This window comes from uncultured Jannaschia sp., assembly GCF_947503795.1.
Lineage (GTDB): Bacteria > Pseudomonadota > Alphaproteobacteria > Rhodobacterales > Rhodobacteraceae > Jannaschia.
Window position 1 is genome coordinate 1,785,358 of sequence record NZ_CANNEZ010000001.1, and the last position, 26,932, is coordinate 1,812,289.

The window sequence follows — 26,932 nt, forward strand, 5'->3', positions numbered from 1 at the left end:
ATATTTCGTTAACATTCGTGAGTCGGCGAAGATATGCCGACGCGCCCGCATCGGCCTGTCGCGTGGACCCCTGTATCGCTCGCACCACAGTCGGTCTCACCCGTGGCAACAATCGGGGTTGTGCGTGGGGATTAAACGGACCAAACCGGGAACATGGCCAAGCCTGTCACCCAGTTCGCCTGCACCGATTGCGGCGCCGTCCATAAGAAATGGACCGGTCGCTGCGATGGCTGCGGGGCGTGGAACACCATCCAGGAAGAGGTCCCGCTGAGCCAGGGGCCGTCGAAGAAGGCGCTGGGGACCGCGAAGGGCCGCAAGATGGCGCTGACCGACCTTCAGACCGAGGAGGCGCCACCGCCGCGCACGCTCTCGGGCCTGGACGAGCTCGACCGCGTGCTCGGCGGCGGCCTCGTGCCTGCCTCGGCGACGCTGGTGGGCGGCGATCCGGGGATCGGGAAGTCGACGCTGCTCCTTCAGGCGGCGGCGGCCTTTGCGCGCCGAGGCGAGAGCGTGGTCTACGTCTCCGGCGAGGAGGCGACGGCGCAGGTGCGGATGCGCGCGCAGCGGCTGGGCCTCGACGACAGCCCCGTCAAGCTCGCCGCCGAGACGAACCTGCGCGACGTTCTGACCACACTGGAGGCCGAGCGCCCGGCGCTTGCTATCATCGATTCGATCCAGACCATGTGGGTCGACACCGTCGACAGCGCGCCCGGCTCCGTCAGCCAGGTCCGCGCCTCGGCACAGGAGCTGACCAGCTTCGCCAAGCGCTTCGGGACGGCCGTGATCCTCGTCGGCCATGTCACCAAGGAGGGTCAGATCGCGGGCCCCCGCGTCGTCGAGCACATGGTCGACACGGTCCTCTATTTCGAGGGCGAGCGCGGCCACCAGTTCCGCATCCTGCGCGCGGTCAAGAACCGCTTCGGCCCCGCCGACGAGATCGGCGTGTTCGAGATGACGGGCGCGGGATTGGCCGAGGTCGCGAACCCCTCGGCGCTGTTCCTCGGCGAGCGGGACGCCCCTGCCCCGGGCTCGGTCGTCTTCGCGGGCATCGAAGGCACGCGCCCCCTGCTGGTCGAGATCCAGGCCCTCGTGGCCCCCTCGCAACTCAGCCAGCCGCGGCGCGCGGTGGTCGGATGGGACGGCTCGCGCCTGTCGATGATCCTCGCCGTGCTCGAAGCGCGGACGGGGATCAGCTTCGGAGGGCTCGACGTCTATCTCAACGTGGCCGGCGGTATCCGCATCTCGGAGCCGGCCGCCGACCTCGCCGTGGCCTGCGCGCTCCTCTCGGCCCGCGAGGACGCGGGCATCCCCCCCGAGACGGTCGTCTTCGGCGAGCTCTCGCTCTCGGGCGCGCTCCGCCCCGTGGCACAGGCCGAAAATCGCTTGAAGGAGGCCGCCAAACTTGGTTTTACCGCCGCAATGGCGCCCAAGGGGTGCAAGACGGGGGATGCGGGCGGTATGGCCCTCAGGCTTCTGCCGGACCTGACCACGCTGGTGGGCGAGGTGTTCGGCGCGGGCTGACCCACCCCCGAGCGAGGGACGGAATGGACGGTTTCACCTATGTGGACGGCGCGGTCGCGCTCGTCATCGTCGTCTCGGCCATCCTCGCCTATAGCCGCGGCCTCGTCCGCGAGACCATGGCGATCCTCGGCTGGGTCGCCGCCGCGATCCTCGCCTTCACCTTCGCGGGCGCGGCCGAACCACTGGTCCGCGAGATCCCTTATGTCGGCGACATCCTCGGCGATAGCTGCGAGCTGGCGGTGATCGCGGCCTTCGCCCTGGTCTTCGCGCTCGCGCTCGTCCTCGTGTCGTTCTTCACGCCGCTCCTGTCATCGGCGGTGCGCCATTCGGCGCTCGGGCCCTTCGATCAGGGCCTCGGCTTCGTCTTCGGCGTCCTGCGCGGCATCCTGCTGATCGCGGTCGGTTTCGTGGTCTACGACCGTGTGATCGTGAACGCGGGCATCCCGGCGGTCGAGGAAAGCCGCTCGATCAACATCTTCGGCCGCGCCAAGGGCAATATCGAGGAGAACATCCCCGAGGACGCGCCCGGCTGGATCCTGACCCGCTACGAGTCGCTGGTGGGCGAATGCTTCGAGCCCGCAGCCCCGGTCGAGCCCGTGACACCGACCGAATGACGCACCGCCCGACGGGTGCGTGACTTCGGCCGCGCCGGTCCGTATGTCGGGGCCAGACCGCCCCTAGATTCGCAGGACATGTCCCGATGACCGACTGGCGCAGCTCCCCCTTCGATCCCGTCCTCGACGGCGACAAGTTGAAGGAGGAATGCGGCATCTTCGGCGTCGTCGGCGTGACCGAGGCCGCGAACTTCACCGCGCTTGGCCTCCACGCGCTGCAACATCGCGGGCAGGAGGCGGGCGGCATCGTCGTCCACGACCCCGATCACGGCTTCAACTCGGTCCGCCGCTTCGGCTACGTCCGCGACAATTTCACCGACCGCGCGACCATGGACATGCTGCCCGGCAGCCTTGCGATCGGGCATGTCCGCTATTCCACCTCGGGCTCCAAGGGCGCCACCGCGATCCGCGACGTGCAGCCCTTCTTCGGCGAGTTCGCCATGGGCGGCGCGGCCATCGCGCATAACGGCAACATCACCAATGCCGACGCACTTCGGCGCGAGCTGATCGAGCGCGGCTCGATCTTCCAGTCCTCCTCGGACAGCGAATGCATCATCCACCTGATGGCGCGATCCCTGCAGCAGAACATCCCCGAGCGGATGAAGGACGCGCTCCGCCGGGTCGAAGGCGCGTTCAGCGTCATCGCGATGACGCGGACCAAGCTGATCGGCGTGCGCGACCCGCTGGGCGTGCGCCCGCTCGTGCTGGGCCGCGTCGGCGACGGCCCGGCGCCCGGTTGGGTGCTGGCCTCCGAGACCTGTGCGCTCGACATCATCGGGGCCGAGTTCATCCGCGAGGTCGAGCCGGGCGAGATGGTCGTCATCACGCCCGACAAGCTGACCTCGCATCGCCCGTTCGAGCCGAAACGCCCGCGCTTCTGCATCTTCGAGCATGTCTATTTCAGCCGCCCCGACAGCATCCTGGGCGGCCGCTCGGTCTATTCCACCCGCGAGGCGATCGGGCGTGAACTGGCCAAGGAAGCCCCGGTCGAGGCCGATCTCGTCTGCCCCGTCCCCGATTCCGGCACCCCCGCCGCCATCGGCTACAGCCTCGCCTCGGGCATCCCCTACGCAATGGGCATCATCCGCAACCAGTATATGGGCCGGACCTTCATCGAGCCGACGGAGAGCATCCGCAACATGGGCGTCCGCCTGAAGCTCAACGTCAACCGGGCGCTGGTGAAGGGCAAACGCATCGTGCTCGTGGACGACAGCGTCGTGCGCGGCACCACCTCGCGCAAGATCAAGGAGATGATCCTCGATGCAGGCGCGGCCGAGGTCCATTTCCGCATCGCGAGTCCGCCGACCGCGTGGCCCTGCTTTTACGGCGTCGACACGCCCGAGCGCGAGAAGCTGCTGGCGGCTACGATGACCGAAGACGAGATGTGCGCGCATCTGGGCGTCGACAGCCTCAAGTTCATCTCGCTCGACGGGCTCTACCGCGCGGTGGGCGAGGCGGGCGGGCGCGACCCGGACGCGCCGCAATATTGCGACGCCTGCTTCTCGGGCGAATACCCGGTCGAGCCGTCGGATCAGGTGTCGCGCGGGTTCCAGCTGAAGGCGGCCGAATAGGCCGACGCCCCAGGCATCCGCACGGCGATCGCTGGGACGGCGCGTCCCGCCTCGACAGGCTGCGCCCGCGCCCTACCTCTCGCCTCCCAGAGCGGAGGGCAACATCTTGAAAATCCTGCACATCGCCGGTGCCACCACGACGCGCTTCTACCGCGACCTGTCCCTGACCTATCAGCGCAATTGCGTGACACCCGAGGGCACGACCGCCGCCCTCCTGGTGGTCGAGCCGGATGGCGGGCTCGCGTGGGACGGGCGCCCCGTGACGCTGGCCCGCGCGTTGGATCTGGCGGCGGGATACGACGTGGTCGTCCCGCATCTCTTCTGTCCCGACGGCATGACGACGTGGCGCAGCCTGTTCGAGACGGCGCTGGGCATCCCCGTGGTCGGCCCGCCGCTGGCCGCGACCGTCACCTCGACGTCGAAGCTGGCGACCAAGGCGCTGGCCGAAGCGTCCGGGGTGCGCGTGCCGGCCTCGGTCCGCGTGACGGACGCGGCCGACCTGCCGGACGTCGCTTTGCCCGCCATCGTGAAGCCCGACCGCGAGGACAACTCGCTGGGGCTGACGCTCGTGCGGACCCGCGACGACCTCGCCCCGGCGGTCGAGGCGGCGCTCGAACATGACGCGACCGCGCTGATCGAAGCGTACATTCCCGGCCGCGAGGTGCGCGTCGGCGTGATCGAGGACCCCACGCCGCGCGTCCTGCCGATCCTCGAATACCACGTCACGCCCGACCACCCGATCCGCGAGCGGGCCGACAAGGTCGCGCTCGACGAGACCGGCACTGTGACCATGGGCGCATGGGAACATCCGACGCTGGACACGAGCTGTCCGGCCGCCTTGGCGGCAGACACACACGCCCAGCTTTGCGACGCGGCGCAGACGATGCACGCGGCGCTTGGCGGGCGGGACTACTCTCTCTTCGACTTTCGCATCCATGCCGATACCGGCGTGCCCTACCTGCTCGAAGCCTGCAGCTTCTGGACCTTCACGCCCGTCTCCGTGATCTCGCGGATGCTGGCCGCAGAAGGCTCCGATCTGACCGATGCGGCGCTGGCGATGTGGCGGCGCGCGGCGGCCCGCCGTGCGAGCGCCACCTGTGCCGGAACTCGAGGCATGGTGGACCCGCGGGGCGTTGATGGCCCGACACCGCCATCCCTTGCCGCGATGGCGGGCGCGGGTCCCGTCCACCAGATCCCGCCGATGGTCTGAGCGCGGTTAAAGAACGGAAAAGGGCCGCGCCAGCCCGGCGCGGCCCTCGATTTCGGCGATAGCGCCGGATCAGGCGTCGCGGCGCGCCGCCAGCGCCCGGCGACCGCCGGTCACGATCAACGCGGCCAGCACGGCCTTGACCGCATCACCCAGCAGGAACGGGGCCACCCAGCCCGACCAGAGAGCCGCGGCGGAGGTCGAGGCCCAGCCTGCTTCGATGCCCGCGGCGCTGGCGACGGCATATGGCCAGGCCACGCCCGGAAGGTAGATTGCGGCGGCCGCCAGCAGCGACGCGCCGATCATCACGACGAGCCCGCGCCCGGCGGCGAGCCCGGCAATGTAGGCCATCGCCACGAAGCCCAGGAGGAAGCCGCCCGTCGGCCCGGCCAGATAGGCGAGACCCGCGCCGCCATTGGCGAAGACCGGCAGGCCCATCGCTCCCTCGGCGAGGTAGGCCAGCACGGTGATTGCGCCCAGGCGCGCGCCCAGCGTCAGGCCGATGGTCAGGATCGCGAGACCCTGCAGCGTCAGGGGAACCGGGAAGAACGGGATGCTGACCTGCGCGGCCAGCGCGATGAGCACCGTCCCCGCCGCGACCAGAGCGACCTTGCGGCCCAGGGACCATTGGTTCGGCGTCGACGCGACAGCCTGCATGTTCTGGGTCATCACGGACCTCCTGTTGAATATCTCGCGCATCTTTTCCGCCGCGCGCCGCCCCGTGTCAACGCGCCCCCGCTTGATGCCGCGCCCCGCTCGTGGCACGGGGCGGGCATGACTGATCGTCCCGACCTCGCGCTTGTCACCGGCGCCTCGCGCGGCCTCGGCGCCGCCATCGCCGAACGGCTCGCCGCCGCCGGCACCCATGTCGTCGCCGTCGCCCGCACCCAGGGCGCGCTCGAGGAGCTGGACGATCGCATCCAGGCCGCAGGCGGTGCCGCGACGCTGGCTCCGATGGACATCACCGTCGCCGCCGCGATGCAGCAGCTCTGCCGGGGCATCCACGACCGCTGGGGCAAGCTGCCGCTCTGGGTGCACACGGCGGTCCATGCGACGCCCCTGACGCCCACGACGATGGTCGACGAGCGGGACATGGCGAAGGCGGTGAACGTGAACGTCACGGCGCTGTCGCGCTTGATCCCCTATGTCTCGCCGCTGCTGCAGGCGGCAGGCGGGGGGACGGCGGTGTTCTTCGACGACCCGATGCCCCTGCCCTTTTCGGCCGGCTACACCGCGACGAAGGCCGCCCAGCGCGCGATGATCGAGGCGTGGCAGGCCGAGGCGACGACGCAGACTGCGGCGACAGTCCATCTCCTTACGCCGAAGCCCATGGGCACGGCGGTCCGCGCCCGGTTCCATCCCGGCGAGGACCGCACCAAGCTCGCGACCCCGGCGGACGAGGCCGCGCGGCTTCTGGGTGAGATCGGGCTGGGCTGACGCGCCCTAGCCGGCGAGTTCGGCGGCGTCGGCCGCCATCGCCTCGGCCTGTTCGGCCAGCTTGTCGAGCCGGGCGAGGGCCTCGTCGGGGATCACCTCGGTCGGCACCTCCTTGATGACCTCGACCGTCTTCGGTTCGGGTGCGGGATGGGCCCGCATCTCGTCGAGAAGCTGGGTCTGCTGGGCCAGCCGCCGGTCGAGCGCACGCAATTCCTCGTCGGCCGAGATCGTCTTGTCGGCCAGCATCAGCCCCGCCATCAGCAACAGCCGGTCCTGGTTCAGCCGCGCGCCGCTTTGCGACAGGGCCTTGGCCTCGCGGTCGAGCAGTTCGGCGGCGGCGTTGAGATATCCCTCCTCGCCGTCCTGACAGGCAACGATGAAGGTGCGGTCGCCGATTTCGATGGTCATGTCAGGCATTGGCCGCCTCCAGCATGGGTTCCAGTTCCGCCAGAAGGGCCTGCATCTCGGCGAGGTCCATGGCGCGCGCGGCGCGGAGCGCGTCGTTCTCGGCCTTGAGCGAGGCGTCGATGGCACCGTCGGTCTGGGCGCGCAGGTCGGCGCTCGTGGCCGCCATCGCCTCCAGCGCGGCGCGCAGGCGCACGCCGTCGGCTTCACCCGGCGCATGCGCGGGGTCGGCGGCGGGCGCCCCGGCCTCCAGCTCTGCGATCCGCGCGCGGGCGGCGTCGAGCTCGGCCTGCAGCCCCTTTGCATCGCCATCGGTCGTCTGGGCGGAGGCGCGGTCCTGCGCGGCCTTCAACGCCCGCGCGGTTGCACCCAGCGCCGCCTGTATGCGCGCGATCCGCGCGTCGAGTTCCGCCTGCTCCGCCATCTCGTCCGTCCTCTGAATGGGTCGTGTGGGGCCAATCGACCCCAAACCGTCGCCGGTGTCAAAGCCCGCGCGCCCCTTGGCTTGCACGCCCGCGCGCCCCCGCCTAGGGAGAGGCAAAGCCCGAGGGAGCATCATATGACCGACGAGACCACCGGACCCGACCTCGACGCCCTGCGCGCCGCCAACCCCGGCCATTGGCGCCGCGCCGCCGCGATCCGCACGCTGACGCTCGATGCCGTCGCCGCCGCCAATTCGGGTCATTCGGGCATGCCGATGGGCATGGCCGACGTCGCCACCGTCCTCTTCGAAAAGCACCTCAAGTTCGACGCCGCGCGCCCCGACTGGCCCGATCGCGACCGGTTCATCCTTTCGGCGGGCCACGGATCGATGCTGCTCTACTCGCTGCTGCACCTGACGGGCTATCCCGAGATGACGCTCGACCAGCTCCGCAACTTCCGCCAGCTCGGCGCGATCACGGCCGGCCACCCTGAATACGGCCACGCGCCGGGCATCGAGGTCACGACCGGCCCGCTCGGCCAGGGCATCGCCACCTCGGTCGGCTTCGCCATCGCCGAGGAGATCCAGCGCGCCCGCTTCGGCCGCAAGATCGTCGACCACCACACCTGGGTCATCGCGGGTGACGGCTGCCTGATGGAGGGCGTCAGTCAGGAGGCCATCGCGCTGGCCGGGCACCTACAGCTGAGCCACCTGATCGTCCTCTGGGACGACAACGGCATCACCATCGACGGCAAGGTCTCGATCTCGGACAGCACCGACCAGCGGCAGCGCTTCAAGGCAAGCGGCTGGGACGTGATCGAGGTGGACGGGCACGACCCCGAGGCCATCGACGCCGCCCTGACCGACGCCAAGAAGGGCAAGAAGCCCACGATGGTCGCCTGCAAGACGCATATCGCCATCGGGTCGAGCGCGCAGGACACGTCCAAGGGGCACGGCGCGCTGACCGATCCCGACCTGATCGCGGCCACCAAACGCGCCTATGGCTGGGAGGCCGCGCCGTTCGAGATCGCGCCCGACCTCAAGGCCGAATGGGAGGAGATCGGCGCCCGCGGCTCCGAGGCCCGCGCCGAGTGGGAGGTCCGCTTCGCCGAGCTGGGCCGGGGCAAGCGCGACCAGTTCGAGCGCGCCCTGCGCGGCGAGGCGCCGAAGAAGCTCTCGGCGACCATCAAGGCGATGAAGCGCCAGCTCGTCGAGACGAAGCCCAAGGTCGCCACGCGCCGCTCGTCCGAAATGGTGCTGGAGATCGTGAACCCGATCATGCCCGAGACGATCGGCGGCTCGGCGGACCTCACCGGGTCGAACAACACGCTGACCGACGACATGGGCATCTTCACGGCCGACAACCGCGCCGGACGCTACATCTATTTCGGCATCCGCGAGCACGGTATGGCCGCCTGCATCAATGGCATGGCGCTGCATGGCGGGGCCAAGCCCTATGGCGGCACCTTCTTCGCCTTCACCGACTACGCCCGCCCCGCGATGCGGCTGGCGGCGCTGATGGGCATCCCGTCCACTTTTGTGATGACCCACGATTCCATCGGCCTGGGCGAGGACGGACCGACCCACCAGCCGGTCGAGCATCTCGCCATCTGCCGCGCGACCCCCAATACCAACACCTTCCGCCCCTGCGACACGACCGAGACCGCCGAGGCGTGGGAGCTGGCGCTGACCTCCACGCGCACGCCGTCCGTCCTCGTGCTGACGCGGCAGGGTCTGCCGGCCCAGCGCACAGAGTTCTCGAACAAGAACCTCGTCGCGCAGGGCGCCTACGTAATGGCCGAGGCCGAGGGGAAGCGCATGGCGATCCTCATGGCCACCGGCTCCGAGGTGCATGTCGCCATGGCCGCGCGCGACCTGCTGCAACAGGACGGGATCGGCACCCGGGTCGTCTCGATGCCCTGCTGGGAGCTCTTCGAGGCGCAGGACGAGAAATACCGCAAGAAGATCCTGCCCGCCGGTCCCGTCCGGGTGGCCGTCGAGGCGGCGATCCGCTTCGGCTGGGATCGCTGGCTCTATGGCGAGCGCGGCAAGCGGGAAAAGGGCGCATTCGTCGGAATGCACGACTTCGGGGCCTCGGCTCCGGCGGGCGAGCTGTTCGACCATTTCGGCATCACTGCGGAAGCCGTCGCCAAGGCGGCGCGCGAGCTGCTCTGACGGGTCCGCGACGCCGCGATTTCGCCACATGGCCGTGGCAGGTCGGGGCATGGACCTGTCATCCACCCCGCGCGGCGTCGCCCTTTTCATCGATGCGGACAACCTCTCCGCGAGGCACGCCGGCGCCCTCCGCGCGGTTGCCGGCCGGCTCGGGCCGCTGCGGATCGTCCGGGCCTACGGGAATGCAAGCCACAGCGCGTGGCGGGCGGAACCGGGCATCCGGTTCTGCGACGCCTGGTGCGGCAAGAACGCGGCCGACTTGCTCCTGGCCGTCGAGTCGATGCAGGTCGCGCTGACGACGGATCCGGGCGCCATCGTGATCGCCACGGCGGACGGCGACTTCCGGCATGTCGCTCTGGCGCTGCGCGAAGCGGGCCGCCGGATCATGGGCATCGGGGATGCCAAGGCGCCCGAGACGTTCCGCGCCGCCTGCACCGAGTTCCACGAATTGCCGTCCCCGACCGCAGCCCCGCCGACCATCGAGAGCCGCGTCGTGGACCTTCTGCGCGAGCGCGGCGGCTCGGTCCCGCTGCCCGAGCTGAACGCCCTCGTCCGCCGGTCCGATCCCACGTTCAGGATCACCGCGACGCCGGAGAAGAGCTGGCCCAAGTGGATCGACGCGCGGCCCGAGACGTTCCGTCGCGACAAGAAGGGCCCCGCGGCGCGCGTCACTCTCCCGGCCTAATGCGCCGCCGCGTCGTCCTTCTTGCCGAGCATCCCGAGGACCGCGCCCACCACGGGCATCAGCAGAAGGCCCAGAACGACCCCGATGATGCCGTCCAGCACGGCCGTGGCCAGCCAGTTGAGGAACCCGCCGTCGGACACGGCAGCGGCCAGCGACTTGACCGTGTCGTAGGGCAGATGCCAGCCGATCTCGTGCAAGGCATGGACGACGATGTTGCCGCCGACCCAGAGCATCGCGGCCGTGCCGACGACGGTCAGGCCGGTCATGAAGCCCGGCATCCCCTTGACGATGGCGACCCCGAGGCGGCGGCCGAAGGACGTCCGGCCCTCTTCGGCCAGGTGCAGGCCCACGTCGTCCGCCTTCACGATCAGCGCGACCGCGCCATAGACTGCGACCGTGATGACGACCGCGATGACGCCAAGAACCGCGGCCTTCGTCCAGAGCCCGGCCGTCGGATCGGTCGAGGCCAACGCGATGGTCATGATCTCGGCCGAGAGGATGAAATCCGTCTTGATCGCACCCTTGACGCGCTGCTCCTCGAGATGGGCGGCGTCGAGGGGCGTGTGCTCGGGGTCCTTGATCTTGGCCAGCGTGTCGTGCGGCACGAGCCAGTGCCACACCTTCTCGGCCCCCTCGTAACAGAGGTAGAGCCCGCCGAGGATCAGGAACCACGGGATCAGCCACGGCGCGAAGACCGACAGGATCAGGGCTGCCGGCAGCAGGATCACCAGCTTGTTGAACGCGCTGGCCCGGGCGATCTTCCAGACGATCGGCAATTCGCGGGCGGCGGCGAAGCCGTGGACGTATTTCGGGGTCACCGCGGCGTCGTCGATCACCGCGCCCGCCGCCTTGGTCCCGGCCTTGGCGGCCTGCCCGATGATATCGTCGATGCTGGCCGACGCGACCTTGGCGATGGCCGCCACGTCGTCGAGCAATGCGAGAAGTCCACTCATGGCGCGCGAATCCTTCCTGTCGTCTGACGGGTGATCTAGCGCCCATCCGTCCGCATCAAGGTTCCGCCGCCACGTGACCCGGCGAGGTTTAGCGTTAACCGTTACCGCCACCGGCCCGGTTTAACGCTAACGGGATGCCGCCGCATGCCGATTGTCCGTTGCCCGCCGCGCCGCGCGCCGCCTATCCCGGCCTCGGGGCACAGGGGGGCATGGCATGACCGTCACCATCGGGATCAACGGCTTCGGCCGCATCGGGCGCTGCACGCTGGCCCATATCGCGAGCGCCGGGCGCAATGACGTCAGCGTCGTGGCCCTCAACGCCACCGGCCCGATCGAGACCAACGCCCACCTCCTTCGCTATGACAGCGTCCACGGCCGCTACGGCGGCACGGTCCGGGTCGAGGGCGACGCGATCGACCTCGGGCACGGGCCGATCCGGGTGCAGTCGACCTACGACCCCGAGACGCTGGACTGGGAGGGGGTAGACGTCGTCCTCGAATGCACGGGCAAGTTCAACCGCCGCGACGCCGCCGCGATCCATCTCGCGCGCGGGGCCAAGCGGGTGCTGGTCTCGGCCCCCGCGACCGGCGCCGACCTGACCGTGGTCTACGGCGTGAACCATCGCAGCCTCACCACCGACCACCATGTCGCGTCGAACGCCTCCTGCACGACCAACTGCCTCGCCCCGCTGGCCAAGGTCCTCAACGACGCCATCGGCATCGAGAGCGGAATCATGACCACGATTCACAGCTATACCGGAGACCAGCCGACGCTCGACCGACGCCACGACGACCTCTACCGCGCGCGCGCCGCCGCCATGGCGATGATCCCGACCTCGACCGGCGCGGCGAAGGCCATCGGCGAAGTCGTGCCCGAGCTTGCGGGCAAGCTCGACGGGACGGCGCTCCGGGTGCCGACGCCCAATGTCTCGGCGGTGGACCTCACCTTCCAGGCGGGCCGCGACGTCACCGTGGCCGACGTCAATGCCATCGTCGCCGAGGCGGCGGCGGGCCATATGGGTGCGGTGCTGGCCTACGATCCCGAGCCCAAGGTCTCGATCGACTTCAACCATACGACCCAATCCTGCATCTTTGCGCCCGACCAGACCAAGGTCGTCGGCCGCAGCGTCCGGGTCCTCGCCTGGTACGACAACGAATGGGGGTTCTCGTGCCGCATGGCCGACGTCGCGGGACATATGGGCCGCCTGATCTGAGGCACCCGTCCGTGGCGCAGCGCGCACACCCCGCGCCCGCCCGGCCCCTGCCCTCTGTCCATCGATGCTGCGCCCTGCGAAGCTTCCCGCCATGACGAACCGTCCCGCCTTCGTGACCGGCCTCGCGCTTCTCGCCTGCGCGCTGGCCGACATCCTCCTGAACGACACGGGCGTGATCGTCTTCCTCGGGCGTCAACTGATCCGCCTGTCGGACTACATCTCCTTCTGGCGCTGAGCACCCGACGCATCCTCCGGTTGCACGAATGTCCCACGACATGCTAGCGCCGGAACCGTTAGCGGTAACGTCCGGTTGCCGCTCGAACGTATCGCCCATCCCCGGAGGACATCATGGTCAAGGTTGCAATCAACGGCTTCGGTCGGATCGGTCGGAACGTCCTGCGCGGCATCGTCGAATCGGGCCGGACCGACATCGAGGTGATCGCGATCAACGACCTCGGCCCAGTCGAGACGAACGCCCATCTTCTGCAATATGACAGCGTCCATGGCCGCTTCCCCGCCGAGGTGACGACCGGCGACGACTGGATCGACGTGGGCCGGGGCCAGATGCGCGTCACCGCGATCCGCAACCCCGCCGACCTGCCTTGGTCGGATGTCGACGTGGTGATGGAATGCACCGGGATCTTCACCTCCAAGGAGAAGTGTCAGGCCCATCTCGACAACGGCTCCAGCCGCGTCCTGATCTCCGCGCCTGGAACCGATGCCGACAAGACCATCGTCTACGGCGTCAATCACGACACCCTGACCGCCGACGACCTGATCGTGTCGAACGCGTCCTGCACCACCAACTGCCTGACGCCCGTGGCCCATGTCCTGCACAACGCCATCGGGATCGAGCGCGGCTTCATGACCACGATCCACAGCTATACCGGCGACCAGCCGACGCTGGACACGATGCACAAGGATCTCTACCGCGCCCGCGCCGCCGCGCTCTCGATGATCCCGACCTCCACCGGGGCCGCCAAGGCCGTCGGCCTCGTGATGCCGGAACTCAACGGCAAGCTCGACGGCGTGGCGATCCGGGTGCCGACACCCAACGTCTCGGTGGTCGATTTGACCTTCACCGCCGCCCGCGACACCTCCGTGGACGAGATCAACGACGCGATCCGCGCCGCCGCCGCGGGCGAACTGAAGGGCATCCTCGACGTGACCGACAAGAAGCTGGTCTCGTCGGATTTCAACCACGACCCGCATTCCTCGATCTTCGCCACCGACCAGACGAAGGTGATGGATAGCGGCAAGATGTGCCGCATCCTGACATGGTACGACAACGAGTGGGGCTTCTCGAACCGGATGGCCGACACGGCGGTCAAGATGGGATCCCTGATCTAGCACGGACCGGATCGGGGTCGGCGGCGAAGTGATCGCCCGCCCCGGACCGTCGCAAATGCACAGACCGGAACGATGCCCCCCGCCGCCCATCGATGTTCCGTAAATATGCCGGGGTCCGGGGCGGAGCACCGGCCTCCCTCCACAGGAGCTGCGTCATGCCCTTCAAGACCCTCGACGACATGGAGCTCGACGGGCGCGTCGTCATGACCCGCGTCGACATCAACGTCCCCGTCGAGGACGGCCGCGTCACCGACGCCACGCGCATCGAACGCATCGTGCCCACCGTGCGCGACATCCTCGCCCGTGGCGGAAAGCCGGTCCTCCTGGCGCATTTCGGCCGCCCCAAGGGGACGGTCGTGCCCGAGATGTCGCTTCGCCAGCTCGTGCCAACCCTGTCCAAGCATCTGGGCACCGAGGTGACCTTTGCGGATGGCGACTACGGCGCCGCCGTCGCGGCCATGGGTGCGGGCGATGTCCTCCTCTTCGAGAACGTGCGATTCCACCCCGGTGAGGAAAAGGACGACGAGGCCTTCGCCGCCCGCCTCGCCGCCGTGGGCGACGTCTATTGCAACGATGCCTTCAGCGCGGCGCATCGTGCCCACGCGACGACCCACGCCTTGGCCCGGAAGCTGCCCGCCTGTGCCGGGCGCCTGATGGAAGCGGAGTTGAAGGCGCTGGAACGGGCGCTCGGCGATCCGAAGCCGCCCGTGGCCGCGCTGGTCGGCGGGGCCAAGGTCTCGACCAAGCTGGACCTGCTGGGCAACCTCGTGACCCGAGTGCAGCACCTCATCATCGGCGGCGGCATGGCGAACACCTTTCTCGCCGCGCAAGGCGTCGACGTGAAGAAGAGCCTCTGCGAGCATGACCTCCTCGACACCGCCCGCGAGATCGCCGCCAAGGCCGAGGCCGCGGGCTGCGCAATCCTCCTGCCCCGCGACGTCGTCACCGCCGCCGAGTTCCGCGCCAATCCCCCGACCCGGACCGTTCGGGTCGAAGAGGTCCCCGACGGCCACATGATCCTCGATGCCGGGCCCGACAGCGTGGCCCATATCCGCACCGTCCTCGACGGGTGCGCGACGCTCATCTGGAATGGCCCGCTCGGCGCGTTCGAGATGACGCCCTTCGACAACGCCACCACCGTCGCCGCGCGCCACGCGGCGGATCTGACCCGCAAGGGCCAACTGGTCTCGGTCGCGGGCGGTGGGGACACGGTCGCGGCGCTCAACCACGCGGGCGTGGCCGACGATTTCACCTACATCTCGACCGCCGGGGGCGCGTTCCTCGAATGGATGGAAGGCAAGACCCTGCCGGGCGTCGCGGCCCTCGAAGACTGATAGCGCGAACAGGATGGACGGCGACCGGAGCGCGGCCTAGGTGCCGGAGCATCCCGTCCTGCCAGCCCGGAGCCGCCCCATGTCCCAGACCGATCAAGCCGCCAAGATCCGCGCCGGACAGGGGTTCGTCGCGGCACTCGACCAGTCGGGTGGCTCGACCCCCAAGGCGCTGCGACTCTACGGGATCGACGAGGACCGCTATGCCTCGGACGCGGAAATGTTCGACCTGATCCACGCCATGCGCGAGCGGATCGTGACGTCGCCCGCCTTCTCCGGCGACAAGGTGATCGCCGCGATCCTCTTCGAGCAGACGATGGATCGCGACTTCGACGGCCAGCCCGCCGCGACCTATCTTTGGGAGACGCGCGGCGTCGTCCCCTTCCTCAAGATCGACAAGGGGCTCGAGCCCGAAAACCACGGCGTCCAGCTGATGAAGCCGATCCCCGATCTCGACGCGACGCTGGAGCGCGCGAAGGCCAAGGGCATCTTCGGCACCAAGGAACGCTCGGTGATCGACGCCGCCGACCCTGATGGCATCGGCCGGATCGTCGACCAGCAGTTCGAGATCGGCGCGCAGGTGCTCGGCCACGGCCTCGTCCCGATGCTCGAGCCCGAGGTGACGATCTCCATCGCCGACAAGGCCGACGCGGAGACGATCCTGCGCGACCGGATCCTCCAGGGGCTCGACCATCTGCCCGACGGGGCCGAGGTGATGCTCAAGCTGACCCTGCCCGAAGTCGACAACCACTACGCCCCGCTGGTGGACCACCCGAAGGTACTCCGGGTCGTGGCGCTCTCGGGCGGTTATTCGCGGGCCGAGGCCAATGACCGTCTGGGGCGCAATCGCGGCGTCATCGCCAGCTTCAGCCGCGCCCTGACCGAGGGGCTGTCGGACGACCAGGACGAGGCCGCCTTCGACCGCCAGCTGGCCGAGACCATCGATTCGATCCACGCAGCCTCGATCGCCGGCTAGGCCGCCCGTGGCGCATCCGCCACGGCCCTGTCGCAGGGGGATTCACACGCGCCCCGCCCCATGTCATAACGCCCCCGAGGCGCCCGTCAGAGGCACCCGAGCGAGGCACGGCAGATGACGACCACAGGCAGACGCGCGGGCTACGGCCTGATCCTCCCGATCCTTCTGATCCTGTTCGCCAGCTATTTCGTCTTCGCCGCCGTCCAGGGCGAATACGGCGTGTTTCGCCGGGTCGAGCTGGAGGCCGAGCGCGATCTGCTGCGCGCCGAGCTGGCCAATCTGGACCAGCAGGCCGCGCGGATGCGCGACGCGACGCGGCGGCTCTCGGACGACTACCTCGATCTCGACCTTCTGGACGAACGCGCGCGTCTCGTCCTCGGCATGGCGCGGACGGACGAAATCCTCGTGGAATAACGGCGCGAACGCGTTTGCGGTAACAGGATCTGTCCCTAGCGGAACGGATCGTGTAGCAGATTGTTTAACGTTGAACGATCCTGCGACCGGAGGACTGCCGCCCCATGGCCACACGCAAGAGTTCCGCCAAGCCGAACGTCTCGAAGGACGAGCTGCTTCAATATTACCGCGATATGCTCCTCATTCGACGCTTCGAGGAAAAGGCGGGCCAACTCTACGGGATGGGTCTGATCGGCGGCTTCTGCCACCTCTATATCGGTCAGGAAGCTGTCGTCGTCGGCCTCGAGGCGACGGCCAAGGAAGGCGACAAGCGCATTACCTCCTACCGCGACCACGGCCACATGCTGGCCTGCGGCATGGACCCCAAGGGCGTCATGGCCGAGCTGACGGGCCGCGAGGGCGGCTATTCCAAGGGCAAGGGCGGGAGCATGCACATGTTCTCGAAGGAGAAGCATTTCTACGGTGGTCACGGCATCGTCGCGGCGCAAGTGCCGCTGGGCGCGGGGCTGGCCTTCTCGGACAAGTACAAGGGCAACGACAACGTCACCTTCACCTATTTCGGCGACGGCGCGGCCAACCAGGGCCAGGTCTACGAGGCCTACAACATGGCCGAGCTGTGGAACCTGCCCTGCATCTTCGTGATCGAGAACAACCAGTACGCCATGGGCACCTCGACCAAGCGGTCGACCCATTCGCCCAGCTACTGGGAGCGGGGCGCGGCCTACGGCATCAAGGGCGAGGAAGTGGATGGCATGGACGTCCTCGCGGTCAAGGCCGCGGGCGAGAAGGCCGTCGCCGTCTGCCGCGAGGGCAAGGGTCCGTATATCCTCGAGATCAAGACCTACCGCTACCGGGGCCACTCGATGTCCGACCCCGCGAAATACCGCACCCGCGACGAGGTGCAGGAGATGCGCGAGAAGCGCGACGCTATCGAGATGGTCCGCCAGATGCTGCTGACCGGCAAGCACGCGACCGAAGACGACCTCAAGGCCGTCGACAAGGAGATCAAGGACATCGTCAACGAGAGCGCCGAATTCGCCAAGGAAAGCCCCGAGCCCGCGCTCGAGGAGCTCTGGACCGACATCTACGCCGACGAAATTCCGCAGGAGGCCGTGTGATGGCGACCGAGATCCTCATGCCCGCCCTCTCCCCCACCATGGAGGAGGGTACGCTCGCCAAGTGGCTCGTGAAGGAGGGCGACACCGTCGCCTCCGGTGACATCCTGGCAGAGATCGAGACCGACAAGGCCACGATGGAGTTCGAGGCCGTCGACGAAGGCACGATCGGCAAGATCATCGTCGCCGAGGGCACCGAGGGGGTGAAGGTCAACTCGCCCATCGCCGTGCTCTTGGAAGAAGGTGAAAGCGCCGACGACGTCACCACGACGCCCGCCGCCGAGAGCCAGCCCGCAAAGGAGGAGGCCGCGACGCCCGCGCCCGCCGCCGCCCGCGTCGCCGACGAGACCCCTGCCCCGCAATCCAACGCCTCGCCCGACTGGCCCGAGGGCACCGAGATGGTCCAGCAGACCGTCCGCGAAGCCCTGCGCGACGCCATGTCCGAGGAGATGCGCCGCGACGACACCGTCTTCGTCATGGGCGAGGAGGTGGCCGAATATAACGGCGCCTACAAGATCACCCAGGGCATGCTGGACGAGTTCGGCGACAAGCGCGTCATCGACACGCCGATCACCGAACATGGCTTCACCGGCATCGGCGTCGGCGCGGCCTTCGGGGGTCTGAAGCCCATCGTCGAGTTCATGACCTTCAACTTCGCCATGCAGGCGATCGACCAGATCATCAACTCGGCGGCCAAGACGCTCTACATGTCCGGCGGCCAGATGGGCGCGCCCATGGTGTTCCGCGGCCCCAACGGCGCCGCCGCCCGCGTCGGCGCCCAGCACAGCCAGGACTACGCGGCATGGTATGCCAGCATCCCCGGCCTCAAGGTCGTGATGCCCTACTCCGCGGCCGACGCGAAGGGCCTGATGAAGACCGCGATCCGCGACCCGAACCCGGTCATCTTCCTCGAGAACGAGATCCTCTACGGCAAGTCCTTCGACGTGCCCAAGCTCGACGATTTCACCGTGCCCTTCGGCAAGGCGAAGATCTGGCGCGAGGGCTCCGACGTGACGCTCGTGAGCTGGGGGATCGGCATGACCTACGCGCTCGAGGCCGCCGAGAAGCTGGCCGCCGACGGGATCGAGGCCGAGGTCGTCGATCTCCGGACGCTCCGGCCAGTCGATTACGACACGGTCCTCGCCTCGGTGATGAAGACGAACCGCTGCGTGCTGGTCGAGGAAGGCTTCCCGGTCGCCAGTTTCAGCGACCACATGGCCTCCACGATCATGCAGCGCGCGTTCGACTATCTCGACGCGCCGGTCATCACCTGCACCGGCAAGGACGTGCCCATGCCCTATGCGGCGAACCTCGAAAAGCTGGCGCTCGTGACGACCGACGAAGTCGTCGAGGCCGTCAGCAAAGTGACCTACAAGTAAGGGGCCGCGATCATGGCAACCGAGATCCTGATGCCCGCACTTTCCCCCACGATGGAGGAAGGCACGCTCGCGAAATGGCTGGTCAAGGAGGGGGACACGGTTTCATCCGGCGACCTTCTGGCCGAGATCGAGACCGACAAGGCCACGATGGAGTTCGAGGCCGTCGACGAGGGCACGATCGGCAAGATCATCGTCGCCGAGGGCACCGAAGGCGTGAAGGTCAACTCGCCCATCGCCGTGCTGCTGGAAGAGGGTGAAAGCGCCGACGACGTCGCCTCCGCCTCGACCCCGAAAGCGCCAGAGGCGTCGTCCAACGCCGCGCCCGCCGACGCCACCCCCGCAACCGAGCCGCAGGCCGGCTACGGCCGTGAGGCCGGTGGTGCCGCCGATGCGACGCCCGCCGCGCCCAAGGGCGACCGCATCTTCGCGACCCCGGTCGCGCGCCGGATCGCCAAGGACAAGGGGATCGATCTGGCCCAGGTCAAGGGCTCCGGCCCGCGCGGCCGCATCGTGAAGGCCGATGTCGAGGCGTTCGACCCCGCCAAGGCCCCCGCGACCGCCGCTGCCGATACCGCGCCCGCCGCCAAGACCGAGGGCCAGAAGCCCGCGATGGCCGCTGGCATGGGGGCCGAGACGGTCCTCAAGATGTACGAGGGTCGCGAGTTCGAAGAGGTCAAGCTCGACGGGATGCGCAAGACGATCGCCGCACGCCTCACCGAGGCCAAGCAGACGATCCCGCATTTCTACCTGCGGCGCGACATCCGGCTCGACAACCTGATGAAGTTCCGCAGCCAGCTCAACAAGCAGCTCGAAGACCGGGGCGTGAAGCTTTCGGTCAACGACTTCATCATCAAGGCCAGCGCCCTCGCCCTTCAGGCCGTGCCGGACGCCAACGCCGTCTGGGCGGGCGACCGCATCATCAAGCTGAAGCCTTCGGATGTCGCCGTGGCCGTGGCCATCGAAGGCGGGCTCTTCACCCCCGTCCTCAAGGACGCACACATGAAGTCGCTCAGCGCGCTCAGCGCCGAGATGAAGGATCTCGCCACCCGCGCCCGCGACCGCAAGCTCGCCCCCCACGAGTACCAGGGCGGCAGCTTCGCGATCTCAAATCTGGGGATGTTCGGGATCGACAATTTCGACGCGGTCATCAACCCGCCCCACGGCTCGATCCTCGCGGTCGGCGCGGGCGTCAAGAAGCCGGTAATCGGCGCCGATGGCGAGATCACCGCCGCCATCGTCATGTCGGTCACGCTCAGCGTCGACCACCGGGTCATCGACGGCGCGCTCGGGGCCGAGTTCCTGAAGGCCTTTGCCGACAATCTCGAAAACCCGATGACCATGCTCGCCTGAGCGTCCGGTCGAACAAAAAAGGCGGCGCCGGGATACCCCCGGCGCCGCCTTTCGTTCATTTGCCTGGGGATCAGTCGTCGTCGCTGCCGCGCACGCCGATCAACTGGTCCATCATCACCGACGGCTGCGCACAGCCCGCCTCGCCCACGACCCGCGCCGGCACGCCAGCCACGGTCTTCTTGGGCGGAATGTCCTCCAGCACGACCGACCCGGCCGCGATCCGCGAGCAATGCCCGACCCGGATATTGCCCAGGACCTTCGCACCAGCCCCGATCAGGACCCCGTCCTCGATCTTAGGGTGCCGATCGTCGTCTTCCTTGCCCGTGCCGCCCAGCGTCACCGAGTGCAGCATCGAGACGTTGTTGCCGACCACCGCCGTCTCGCCGATGACGATGGAATGGGCGTGATCGATCATGATGCCGCGCCCGATCCGCGCGCCCGGATGGATGTCCACGCCGAACCGCTCGCTCACCCGCATCTGCACGTAATAGGCTAGGTCCTTGCGCCCCGTCCGCCACAGCCAATGACCGATGCGATAGGCGGTGACCGCCTGGAAGCCCTTGAAATACAACAGCGCCTGAATGAATCGGTGGCAGGCCGGGTCGCGCTCGAAGATGGCCACGACATCGCCGCGCGCCGCCATGGCGATCTCGGGATCGGCGGCCATCGCGCCATCGGCGATCTCGCGCAGCACCTGCTCGCTCATCTCGTTGGACGACAGCTTTTGGGCGAACCGGTAGGCCAGCGCGGCCTCCAGCGACGAATGGTGCAGGATCGACCCATGCACCAACCCGCCCAGCAGCGGCTCATCCCGCAGGAGCGCGCGCGCCTCCTCGACGGTCTGCTCCCAGACGAAATCGACCGAATGGACGGCGTTCGGATTGACGGACATGGCGCGTTCCTCCGCGGTAGGGTCCACTAGCTAACCACCCGCGGACCCCGGCGCAATGACGCGGGTCAGGCAAGGGTCAGCCGCGCGGGATGACCCGGTCCGAATTCCTCCGACACCTGCCGGACCTCCACCACCTGCGCGCTTCCCGGCACGACCGCGCCCATCGGCACCACCCAGCGGGGCGTGTGAACCGTGGCCGTGGCCACGTCTCCGCCGAGGCTGTCGAGAAGTCGGACATCATAGGTCTCGCGCCGCTCGGCCAGCGGCACCCCCGCTTCGCCCCAACCATCCACGAAACTGCGGCTGCGCCGGATCCACGAGACGACATCGGTGCCGTCCTCTTCACCCAGCTGCAGGTGTACCGGCGCGAAGGGACGCAATCCCTCGCCCACAACCGTCACCTGCCGATGGACATAGGATTCATGGTCGTAGGAGAACCGCGACGGCCCGATCCGGTAATGCCGCTCCAGCCCCAGCGCCTCCTGCGGCAGGTCCAGCTGTACCGGGCCGCCATCCAGCATCACCACGCGACTGCCGATCGGCCACGGCTCGCGCATCTGCCGTTCCGTGCCGCGCTGCCCCCGCAGCCGCCCGCTCAAGGCCCAGACCTGCGGGGCCACCAAACGTGCCTCGCGGAACTGGAACACCTCCCAGCCCCCCGCCGCGCCATCGCCGATCGCCGCGGCGTTCGCCCCGGCCAGCACCGCCGCCTCGGACGCCGAGGCCAGCGCCCCCACCGGCAAGCGCAGATGCAGCGCATCGCCCTCGTCCCAGAGCCCCGGTCGCGCAGGCGCCATCACCGTCTCGGTCGTCCCGATGATCGACGGCACGTCGATCATCTCGTCGAGTCGGTAGCCCGCGTCCTCGATCGACGAATGGATTGCCACGCTGCCGGGCCACGGCCGCGCCGCGATCGCGGCATGGGGCGCGTGCGGCGACCCCGCCGAGGTCAGTTGCGGCAAATCGAGGATCAGCGCCTCGACCGGCAACGGCGCCAGCGGACGCGCCCGCCCCGAACCGTCTTCGACCGCGTCGCTCGGCTCGTAGAGACCGCGCTCCGTCCGGATCGCCGTCACCGCGCGCGCCCCGCGATCCTCCAAGCGGTCCACCCGCCACAGATCGCCCGACCCGTCGAGCCGCAGCAGATCGCCTGCCGAGACCTCCCGCCGCGACGGCGGCAGGATCACCGAGAGCTCGTCGCGCGCCACACGACCTTCGGCCAGAAACCGCTCCGCCAGCGCGTGGCCCTCGCCCCGCGTCAGCATCAGCGGAAGCTCGGTCTCGGCCACGGGCACCGGCGCGTCGCCCGGCTGCGCGGCGTCGCCCACCCGCACCTCGAAGGATCCGCCCGCATCGACATGGGTCACCCGCACCCGGCCCGACACCTCGGTCTCGGGCGCACGGTTCAGCCCCACGACCGGCGCATCCGCCTCACGGACCAGAAGGTCCGTCACCACATCATGGACCGGCGCGCGCGCCCGCATGGTGAAGACCAGCCGTCCACCCGCCTCATGCGCCTCGATCCCATGCGCCAGCAGCAGCGGCTGCAGATCCGCGCGACCGGACTGAACCTGGTCGATCGCATAGCCACGCACGACGCCGTGCACCCCCGACACATCCACCGCGCGCACCCCCGCCCGCAGGCAGATCGCCTTGATCACCGTCGCAAGCGGCTGCGCCGCAGACCGGCCCGAAATCCAGTGCCCCCGCGCGTGGTTCGCTCCGTCGCTCCAATAGTCGCTCAGCTCCGGAAAGGCGGGCCAGGGCCGCGTGTCCCAGGCCCAGGCGAAGGAATGCCCGAGATCGACCATCGGCCTCCCGTCCACATCGGACAGGGCGTTCACCCCCGGCGCCGACCAATGCGACAGGAAGGCCCGCAGGTATTGCATCTGCATCGCGTCGTCGCGCCGCCCGTCCGAGTAGTGTGGCAGGCCTGACTCCGAGGACTTCGGATCGACGAAGCGGTTGGGCTGGTTCGCCCCCTTGTCGATCGCCGCACAGCCGTACTCCGTGAATCGGATCGGCTTCGATTGAGGGATCCAGGCCGTGGGCTCGTCCGACCGCAGGCCGTCCACCCGCTCGTGATGCGGCTTTCCCCACCACGATCTGATATCCTTGTAGCGCCAGACCCACGGCTCGCCAAACGCCCCGTCGGTGATCGGATCGCGCCGCTGCGCCGCCCGTGCCTCGGGCGAGCCGTAGTACCAGTCGAAGCCCTCGCCGCCCTCGATGTTCGACCGCAGGTAGCCGAGGTCATGCACCCCGCCCGCCTCCGCATCCGCGTGCCCATCCGACGCGCGCCAGTCCGACATCGGCATGTAGTTGTCGATGCCCACGAAATCGATCGCGTCACTCGCCCAGAGCGGATCGAGATGATAGCGCAGGTCCGCCGTCCCCGTCGGCTGGTAGCCGAAATATTCCGTCCAATCCGCAGCATAGCCGATCTGCGCGTCGGGCAGCAGGAGCCGAACCTCATGCGCAAGGGCGATCATCTGCTCGACCGCCGGAAACCGCCCATCGGCCCCGCGGATCTGCGTAAGTGCCCGCATTTCCGAGCCGATGCAGAATGCCTCGACCCCGCCGGCGGCGGCACAGAGTGCCGCGTAGTGCAGGATGAACCGGCGGTAGGAATTTTCGCTCGGCCCGTCGATCACTCGCTGCCCGCCCCAGAGCGTGCGCACCGAGAATTCCGCAGCCGTCGCCGTCCCGAAGAACGCCGCCACCTCCGCCTCGGCGGCCGCCGTGCCGTCGCTGGATCCGTCGACACCCGGCGCAAGATCCGTCGTGATCCGCCCCCGCCATGGCAGCGCGCCCTGCTCGGTGCCGCCCCAAGGGTCCGGCAATCCGTTCCCCGCCAACTGGTCCATCAGGATGAACGGATAGAAGGTCACGTCCAACCCCTGTGCCGCCGCCCCCTCGATCGCCTCGATCACGGCCGCGTCGGCAGGCGTGCCGCCATAGACGGGCCGCCCCTCCAACTCGGGCACGACCCCCGCCGCCGCCCGATCCAGCCCCGCCACGCGCCAGGTCATCGGCGTGCCCTCGGACAGGTTCTGCTCGGCGCGCGGCCGCACCTTGCACGACCCGCAACGCAGATCGTTCCCGAACCACGACACAACCAGCGAGGCCGACCGCACGCGCGGCAACTCCTCGACCAGGTCGGTCAGCGCGACGTTGAAATCCGCGACACCCTGTTCGGTGTTCACGTTGGCGGAATCCTTCGATCCCCCGCCATGGTCGTAATGTACCGCTGTCGTCGCCAGCGCGTATTCGCCCGTGCCCGGCACAAGGGCCACGCCCTCGATCAGTTCGGCGGGCGACGGGACCTCGCCTTCGGCCTCGACATGGCGCACCACCTCGAAGGACAGGTTCGGGACGCGGTTTCCAAACGGCGTCAGGTCCAGGTCCTCGAACACCACGTAGGCCGTGCCGCGATAGGCCGGGGCGGCGCCCGCGCCCTCGATCGCCTCGATCAGGCTGTCGGGTAATTGGTCTTCGGCGCCCCTGTGGACGCGCATCTGCACGCTGTCTCGCGCCAGCTCGGTGCCATCCGCCCAGATCCGTCCGACCCGCCGGATCTCGCCTTCGCAAAGTGCCATCGCCAGCGACACGGAATAGGTGAAGCTCGTCGATTGCGGGGCCTTCGGCGCACCCTTGCCGCCCCCGCCCCCGGAGGTCGTGCGATGCTCCTTGAACCGCGTCGCCCAGATGACGTGTCCACCGGTCCGCACCCGTCCGATGACCCGCGGGATCGCCGCGCCCTCGGACGCGCCCGTCAGGCGGAACCGGTCGACGCGGCCATGCTCGACCGCCTCCGAGCCCGCGCCCATGATCGACTGGTCGACCAGCCGGCCCACCGTCGCGCCGACCGCACGCCCGATCACGGCGGCGCTGACGCCGAAGACCGATCCGCCGAGGGATCCGCCGATGGCGGCGCCAACGGCGCCGAGTACCAAGGTCGCCATGAACGAACCCCCGTCAGTTCAGGAAATTGGGAAAAGAAAGCGCGCCACGACGCGGCGGCGCCACGGTTGCGACAGCGAGGATTCGACCACGCCGTGCCCCGAATAGGCGTGCACGAACGCCGCCGTCGCACCGACGCGGCTGAGGATGCCCAGATGCTTGGCGACAGACCGGTCCCGCATCCGGAAGAGAAGGACCTGCCCCGGCGCCCAGTCAGACCGGACCGACACCGCTCGCAGGTTCGCCATCCCCGCCGCCCACAACGCCTCGTCGCCCTGCGGCTCTGCCCAATCGGGCGTGTAGGGCGGCACATCCGCGGGCTCCCGGCCCACCACCTCGCGCCAAACGCCGCGGATCAGCCCGAGGCAATCCGCACCGGCCCCCTTCGCCGACGCCTGGTGAAGGTAGGGCGTGCCGATCCAGCCGCGCGCGGCTTCCACCACCGCGCCGGTCATCGACGACCCCCGTCGTTCTGGCCCGCCGCCGTCGGATAGGCCATCAGCCAGTCCTCGCCCGGCACGTCGGGAAAGCCCCGGAAATTCAGAACGTTGTCGAAGATATCGCGGCAGGTCTCGCGTCGCTTGTCGCAGCCCGCCTCGATTCGAACCCGGTCACTCGGCGCCACCGGCAACCGCAGCGACGACCAGAGCGTCAGGACGCGGGCCCCGTTTTCGATCCGGTCGGTCTTGATGCGCTCGGACTGTCCCTCGGCCCCGCCACTCAGCACGATCAAGCGGCCCCGCTCGAACCATTTCGGCGCAAAGTGGCGCAGCTCCGGCAGGCGCAACGCCGCTTCCTCCCGGTCCGCCGCCAGCACCTCCACCTCTTCGCAATAGAGCGGTCCCAGCACCACGCCGCAGCGCGCGTCACCCAGGGTCGCATCGCACCGTGTCTGGAAGACCCGGCCCTGAACCTCGCCCAAGGGCTCGGCCAGACCGCGCAGATCGGCGGTGAACGCGCCATCCGTCCCCCAGCCGATCTCGCCCAACGTGCCGCGAAACGTGATCTCGAACGCCGCCGGATCGCTCCAGTCCACCAGGTAGATCGTCACCTCGGCGGCATCCCACTTTCCCGCCCGAAGGTCGTCGGACCGGATCGCCTCGTGGTTCAGCGCGCCGGACGCCTCGGCGTTGTCCACCGCAAGCCCGGTCGAACGCTGGAGCGCGCCCGCGTTCATCCCCGACGCCGCCTGGCAGAGGACGCCGTTAACCTCGAGATCCCGGTCGTGATCCGTGAACCCGAGGATCAGGCCATCCGCCCGCCGCAGCACCCAGGCCCGGCAGACCGAACTCGCCCCGCCGGCCAGACTGTCGCGCAACCCGCTCATGCCCGCACCTCGATCACCGGCACGTCGGGCACCTCGCCCGCGCGGAACGTCTCGACGGAGGTCAGGATCAGGTCCGTATCGAACCGCACCGGCACGTCGAATTCGAACCCCGCCTGCACGTCCACGCCGATATCGGGCGCCGTTGCGAAGGTGACGATGCCTGTCGTGGTGTCGACCTCGTAATGCACCGTATCCACGAGCTCGTCATCGGCCACCCCGACCCGGACTGTGCCCGGCACCGGCTTGTCGATCGGCCGCCCGTAGGTCTCTTCGCCCGATCGATAGGTCTTCATCAGTGGGAACTGTGTCGTCTCGCCATCGCCGACCCCGATCACCTGGTCGTCATAGGCCACGTCGCCCGAGCACTGGCACGATTTGAAATCCGCCCAATCCTTCCAGCGAAAGCCGTGCAGCCGGCCGCGCCGCGCCTCGAAGAAGGCGATCACCTCGCCCACATCGTCGAGCGAGCGCAGCCCGACGCCCGCATCGTAGCGCCGCCGCGAATGCGCCCAGGGCGTGTTCCGCTCCTCGTGGCCGTTGGCGAGCGTCACCACCTCGGTCAATCGCTCAGGCCCGCCGACCGACCCGAAGGACAGCCGGGCGGGAAACCGGATCTCGTGAAAGGACATCGGG

General features: G+C 68.8%; 25 protein-coding genes. 16 read left to right on the plus strand and 9 right to left on the minus strand.

Annotated features, from left to right (window positions below; genetic code table 11):
* Positions 1–153: 153 nt before the first annotated feature.
* The 4 genes from radA (at position 154) to Q0833_RS09335 (ending at position 4,916) form a co-directional block, all read left to right on the plus strand.
* On the plus strand, positions 154–1,521 hold the full coding sequence (radA, locus tag Q0833_RS09320; protein ID WP_298433071.1) for a DNA repair protein RadA: 1,368 nt from the start codon (positions 154–156) through the stop codon (positions 1,519–1,521).
* Positions 1,522–1,544: 23 nt separating this feature from the next.
* A complete protein-coding gene (locus tag Q0833_RS09325; RefSeq protein ID WP_298433074.1) occupies positions 1,545–2,135 on the plus strand; it encodes a CvpA family protein in 591 nt (196 codons plus the stop codon).
* An 86-nt stretch (positions 2,136–2,221) separates the two neighbouring features.
* Positions 2,222–3,706 (plus strand): amidophosphoribosyltransferase, encoded by a 1,485-nt coding sequence (gene purF / locus Q0833_RS09330; protein WP_298433077.1) that lies wholly within the window; start codon positions 2,222–2,224, stop codon positions 3,704–3,706.
* Between the two features lie 106 nt (positions 3,707–3,812).
* Positions 3,813–4,916 (plus strand): hypothetical protein, encoded by a 1,104-nt coding sequence (locus Q0833_RS09335; protein WP_298433080.1) that lies wholly within the window; start codon positions 3,813–3,815, stop codon positions 4,914–4,916.
* Positions 4,917–4,985: 69 nt separating this feature from the next.
* Here Q0833_RS09335 and Q0833_RS09340 read toward each other — a convergent pair whose 3' ends face one another.
* On the minus strand, positions 4,986–5,582 hold the full coding sequence (locus Q0833_RS09340; protein ID WP_298433083.1) for a biotin transporter BioY: 597 nt from the start codon (positions 5,580–5,582) through the stop codon (positions 4,986–4,988).
* 105 nt (positions 5,583–5,687) lie between these two features.
* Here Q0833_RS09340 and Q0833_RS09345 point away from each other — a divergent pair, with 105 nt between their 5' ends.
* On the plus strand, positions 5,688–6,350 hold the full coding sequence (locus Q0833_RS09345; RefSeq protein ID WP_298433086.1) for an SDR family oxidoreductase: 663 nt from the start codon (positions 5,688–5,690) through the stop codon (positions 6,348–6,350).
* A 6-nt stretch (positions 6,351–6,356) separates the two neighbouring features.
* On the opposite strand, the gene Q0833_RS09350 is transcribed toward Q0833_RS09345, so the two are convergent.
* Complete coding sequence (locus tag Q0833_RS09350; protein WP_298433089.1) at positions 6,357–6,767, minus strand: cell division protein ZapA; 411 nt, start codon at positions 6,765–6,767, stop codon at positions 6,357–6,359.
* Complete coding sequence (locus Q0833_RS09355; RefSeq protein ID WP_298433092.1) at positions 6,760–7,179, minus strand: hypothetical protein; 420 nt, start codon at positions 7,177–7,179, stop codon at positions 6,760–6,762. The genes Q0833_RS09350 and Q0833_RS09355 overlap by 8 nt, the downstream gene beginning before the upstream one ends.
* A gap of 135 nt (positions 7,180–7,314) precedes the next feature.
* On the opposite strand from Q0833_RS09355, the gene tkt reads away from it, so the two are divergent.
* Positions 7,315–9,351, plus strand: coding sequence for a transketolase (gene tkt / locus Q0833_RS09360; RefSeq protein ID WP_298433095.1), 2,037 nt, complete (start codon positions 7,315–7,317; stop codon positions 9,349–9,351).
* Between the two features lie 49 nt (positions 9,352–9,400).
* Positions 9,401–10,036 (plus strand): NYN domain-containing protein, encoded by a 636-nt coding sequence (locus tag Q0833_RS09365; protein WP_298433097.1) that lies wholly within the window; start codon positions 9,401–9,403, stop codon positions 10,034–10,036.
* Here the strand turns inward: Q0833_RS09365 and Q0833_RS09370 are convergent.
* On the minus strand, positions 10,033–10,989 hold the full coding sequence (locus Q0833_RS09370; RefSeq protein ID WP_298433101.1) for a DUF808 domain-containing protein: 957 nt from the start codon (positions 10,987–10,989) through the stop codon (positions 10,033–10,035). The two genes, Q0833_RS09365 and Q0833_RS09370, sit on opposite strands and share 4 nt — an antisense overlap.
* A gap of 214 nt (positions 10,990–11,203) precedes the next feature.
* On the opposite strand from Q0833_RS09370, the gene gap (Q0833_RS09375) reads away from it, so the two are divergent.
* From gap (Q0833_RS09375) to Q0833_RS09415, 9 genes are all read left to right on the plus strand, one after another.
* Complete coding sequence (gene gap / locus Q0833_RS09375) at positions 11,204–12,202, plus strand: type I glyceraldehyde-3-phosphate dehydrogenase (RefSeq protein WP_298433104.1); 999 nt, start codon at positions 11,204–11,206, stop codon at positions 12,200–12,202.
* A gap of 91 nt (positions 12,203–12,293) precedes the next feature.
* Positions 12,294–12,437, plus strand: a complete 144-nt coding sequence (locus tag Q0833_RS09380; RefSeq protein WP_298433107.1) for a glyceraldehyde-3-phosphate dehydrogenase — start codon at positions 12,294–12,296, stop codon at positions 12,435–12,437.
* A gap of 110 nt (positions 12,438–12,547) precedes the next feature.
* Positions 12,548–13,552, plus strand: a complete 1,005-nt coding sequence (gene gap, locus Q0833_RS09385) for a type I glyceraldehyde-3-phosphate dehydrogenase (RefSeq protein ID WP_298435069.1) — start codon at positions 12,548–12,550, stop codon at positions 13,550–13,552.
* Between the two features lie 155 nt (positions 13,553–13,707).
* Entirely contained in the window at positions 13,708–14,886 is a 1,179-nt protein-coding gene (gene pgk, locus Q0833_RS09390) for a phosphoglycerate kinase (RefSeq protein ID WP_298433110.1), read from the plus strand.
* Between the two features lie 79 nt (positions 14,887–14,965).
* Positions 14,966–15,859: a fructose bisphosphate aldolase gene (locus Q0833_RS09395; RefSeq protein ID WP_298433113.1), complete on the plus strand. Its 894-nt coding sequence runs from the start codon at positions 14,966–14,968 to the stop codon at positions 15,857–15,859.
* 114 nt (positions 15,860–15,973) lie between these two features.
* Positions 15,974–16,273: a septum formation initiator family protein gene (locus Q0833_RS09400; RefSeq protein WP_298433116.1), complete on the plus strand. Its 300-nt coding sequence runs from the start codon at positions 15,974–15,976 to the stop codon at positions 16,271–16,273.
* A gap of 104 nt (positions 16,274–16,377) precedes the next feature.
* On the plus strand, positions 16,378–17,391 hold the full coding sequence (gene pdhA, locus Q0833_RS09405) for a pyruvate dehydrogenase (acetyl-transferring) E1 component subunit alpha (RefSeq protein WP_298433119.1): 1,014 nt from the start codon (positions 16,378–16,380) through the stop codon (positions 17,389–17,391).
* On the plus strand, positions 17,391–18,767 hold the full coding sequence (locus Q0833_RS09410) for a pyruvate dehydrogenase complex E1 component subunit beta (RefSeq protein WP_298433122.1): 1,377 nt from the start codon (positions 17,391–17,393) through the stop codon (positions 18,765–18,767). Before pdhA ends, Q0833_RS09410 begins: the two co-directional genes overlap by 1 nt.
* A 12-nt stretch (positions 18,768–18,779) precedes the next feature.
* Positions 18,780–20,117 carry a pyruvate dehydrogenase complex dihydrolipoamide acetyltransferase gene (locus Q0833_RS09415; RefSeq protein ID WP_298433125.1) on the plus strand — a complete coding sequence of 446 codons (1,338 nt, stop codon included), beginning with the start codon at positions 18,780–18,782 and terminating at the stop codon, positions 20,115–20,117.
* Between the two features lie 70 nt (positions 20,118–20,187).
* On the opposite strand, the gene cysE is transcribed toward Q0833_RS09415, so the two are convergent.
* The 5 genes from cysE to Q0833_RS09440 form a co-directional block, all read right to left on the minus strand.
* Positions 20,188–21,009, minus strand: a complete 822-nt coding sequence (gene cysE / locus Q0833_RS09420; protein ID WP_298433128.1) for a serine O-acetyltransferase — start codon at positions 21,007–21,009, stop codon at positions 20,188–20,190.
* 65 nt (positions 21,010–21,074) lie between these two features.
* A complete protein-coding gene (locus Q0833_RS09425; protein ID WP_298433130.1) occupies positions 21,075–24,974 on the minus strand; it encodes a glycoside hydrolase/phage tail family protein in 3,900 nt (1,299 codons plus the stop codon).
* Between the two features lie 18 nt (positions 24,975–24,992).
* On the minus strand, positions 24,993–25,427 hold the full coding sequence (locus tag Q0833_RS09430) for an NlpC/P60 family protein (protein ID WP_298433133.1): 435 nt from the start codon (positions 25,425–25,427) through the stop codon (positions 24,993–24,995).
* A complete protein-coding gene (locus Q0833_RS09435; RefSeq protein WP_298433136.1) occupies positions 25,424–26,299 on the minus strand; it encodes a DUF2163 domain-containing protein in 876 nt (291 codons plus the stop codon). Before Q0833_RS09435 ends, Q0833_RS09430 begins: the two co-directional genes overlap by 4 nt.
* A complete protein-coding gene (locus tag Q0833_RS09440; RefSeq protein ID WP_298433139.1) occupies positions 26,296–26,928 on the minus strand; it encodes a DUF2460 domain-containing protein in 633 nt (210 codons plus the stop codon). The genes Q0833_RS09435 and Q0833_RS09440 overlap by 4 nt, the downstream gene beginning before the upstream one ends.
* Between the last annotated feature and the right edge of the window lie 4 nt (positions 26,929–26,932).

What these genes read in the sequence shown, in the direction of transcription:
- radA (WP_298433071.1), top strand. Translation starts at nt 154, where the DNA reads ATGGCCAAGCCTGTCACCCAGTTCGCCTGCACCGATTGCGGCGCCGTC.
- Q0833_RS09325 (WP_298433074.1), top strand. Translation starts at nt 1,545, where the DNA reads ATGGACGGTTTCACCTATGTGGACGGCGCGGTCGCGCTCGTCATCGTC.
- purF (WP_298433077.1), top strand. Translation starts at nt 2,222, where the DNA reads ATGACCGACTGGCGCAGCTCCCCCTTCGATCCCGTCCTCGACGGCGAC.
- Q0833_RS09340 (WP_298433083.1), bottom strand. Translation starts at nt 5,582, where the DNA reads ATGACCCAGAACATGCAGGCTGTCGCGTCGACGCCGAACCAATGGTCC.
- Q0833_RS09345 (WP_298433086.1), top strand. Translation starts at nt 5,688, where the DNA reads ATGACTGATCGTCCCGACCTCGCGCTTGTCACCGGCGCCTCGCGCGGC.
- Q0833_RS09350 (WP_298433089.1), bottom strand. Translation starts at nt 6,767, where the DNA reads ATGCCTGACATGACCATCGAAATCGGCGACCGCACCTTCATCGTTGCC.
- Q0833_RS09355 (WP_298433092.1), bottom strand. Translation starts at nt 7,179, where the DNA reads ATGGCGGAGCAGGCGGAACTCGACGCGCGGATCGCGCGCATACAGGCG.
- tkt (WP_298433095.1), top strand. Translation starts at nt 7,315, where the DNA reads ATGACCGACGAGACCACCGGACCCGACCTCGACGCCCTGCGCGCCGCC.
- Q0833_RS09365 (WP_298433097.1), top strand. Translation starts at nt 9,401, where the DNA reads ATGGACCTGTCATCCACCCCGCGCGGCGTCGCCCTTTTCATCGATGCG.
- Q0833_RS09370 (WP_298433101.1), bottom strand. Translation starts at nt 10,989, where the DNA reads ATGAGTGGACTTCTCGCATTGCTCGACGACGTGGCGGCCATCGCCAAG.
- gap (WP_298433104.1), top strand. Translation starts at nt 11,204, where the DNA reads ATGACCGTCACCATCGGGATCAACGGCTTCGGCCGCATCGGGCGCTGC.
- Q0833_RS09380 (WP_298433107.1), top strand. Translation starts at nt 12,294, where the DNA reads ATGACGAACCGTCCCGCCTTCGTGACCGGCCTCGCGCTTCTCGCCTGC.
- pgk (WP_298433110.1), top strand. Translation starts at nt 13,708, where the DNA reads ATGCCCTTCAAGACCCTCGACGACATGGAGCTCGACGGGCGCGTCGTC.
- Q0833_RS09395 (WP_298433113.1), top strand. Translation starts at nt 14,966, where the DNA reads ATGTCCCAGACCGATCAAGCCGCCAAGATCCGCGCCGGACAGGGGTTC.
- Q0833_RS09400 (WP_298433116.1), top strand. Translation starts at nt 15,974, where the DNA reads ATGACGACCACAGGCAGACGCGCGGGCTACGGCCTGATCCTCCCGATC.
- pdhA (WP_298433119.1), top strand. Translation starts at nt 16,378, where the DNA reads ATGGCCACACGCAAGAGTTCCGCCAAGCCGAACGTCTCGAAGGACGAG.
- Q0833_RS09410 (WP_298433122.1), top strand. Translation starts at nt 17,391, where the DNA reads ATGGCGACCGAGATCCTCATGCCCGCCCTCTCCCCCACCATGGAGGAG.
- Q0833_RS09415 (WP_298433125.1), top strand. Translation starts at nt 18,780, where the DNA reads ATGGCAACCGAGATCCTGATGCCCGCACTTTCCCCCACGATGGAGGAA.
- cysE (WP_298433128.1), bottom strand. Translation starts at nt 21,009, where the DNA reads ATGTCCGTCAATCCGAACGCCGTCCATTCGGTCGATTTCGTCTGGGAG.
- Q0833_RS09425 (WP_298433130.1), bottom strand. Translation starts at nt 24,974, where the DNA reads ATGGCGACCTTGGTACTCGGCGCCGTTGGCGCCGCCATCGGCGGATCC.
- Q0833_RS09430 (WP_298433133.1), bottom strand. Translation starts at nt 25,427, where the DNA reads ATGACCGGCGCGGTGGTGGAAGCCGCGCGCGGCTGGATCGGCACGCCC.
- Q0833_RS09435 (WP_298433136.1), bottom strand. Translation starts at nt 26,299, where the DNA reads ATGAGCGGGTTGCGCGACAGTCTGGCCGGCGGGGCGAGTTCGGTCTGC.
- Q0833_RS09440 (WP_298433139.1), bottom strand. Translation starts at nt 26,928, where the DNA reads ATGTCCTTTCACGAGATCCGGTTTCCCGCCCGGCTGTCCTTCGGGTCG.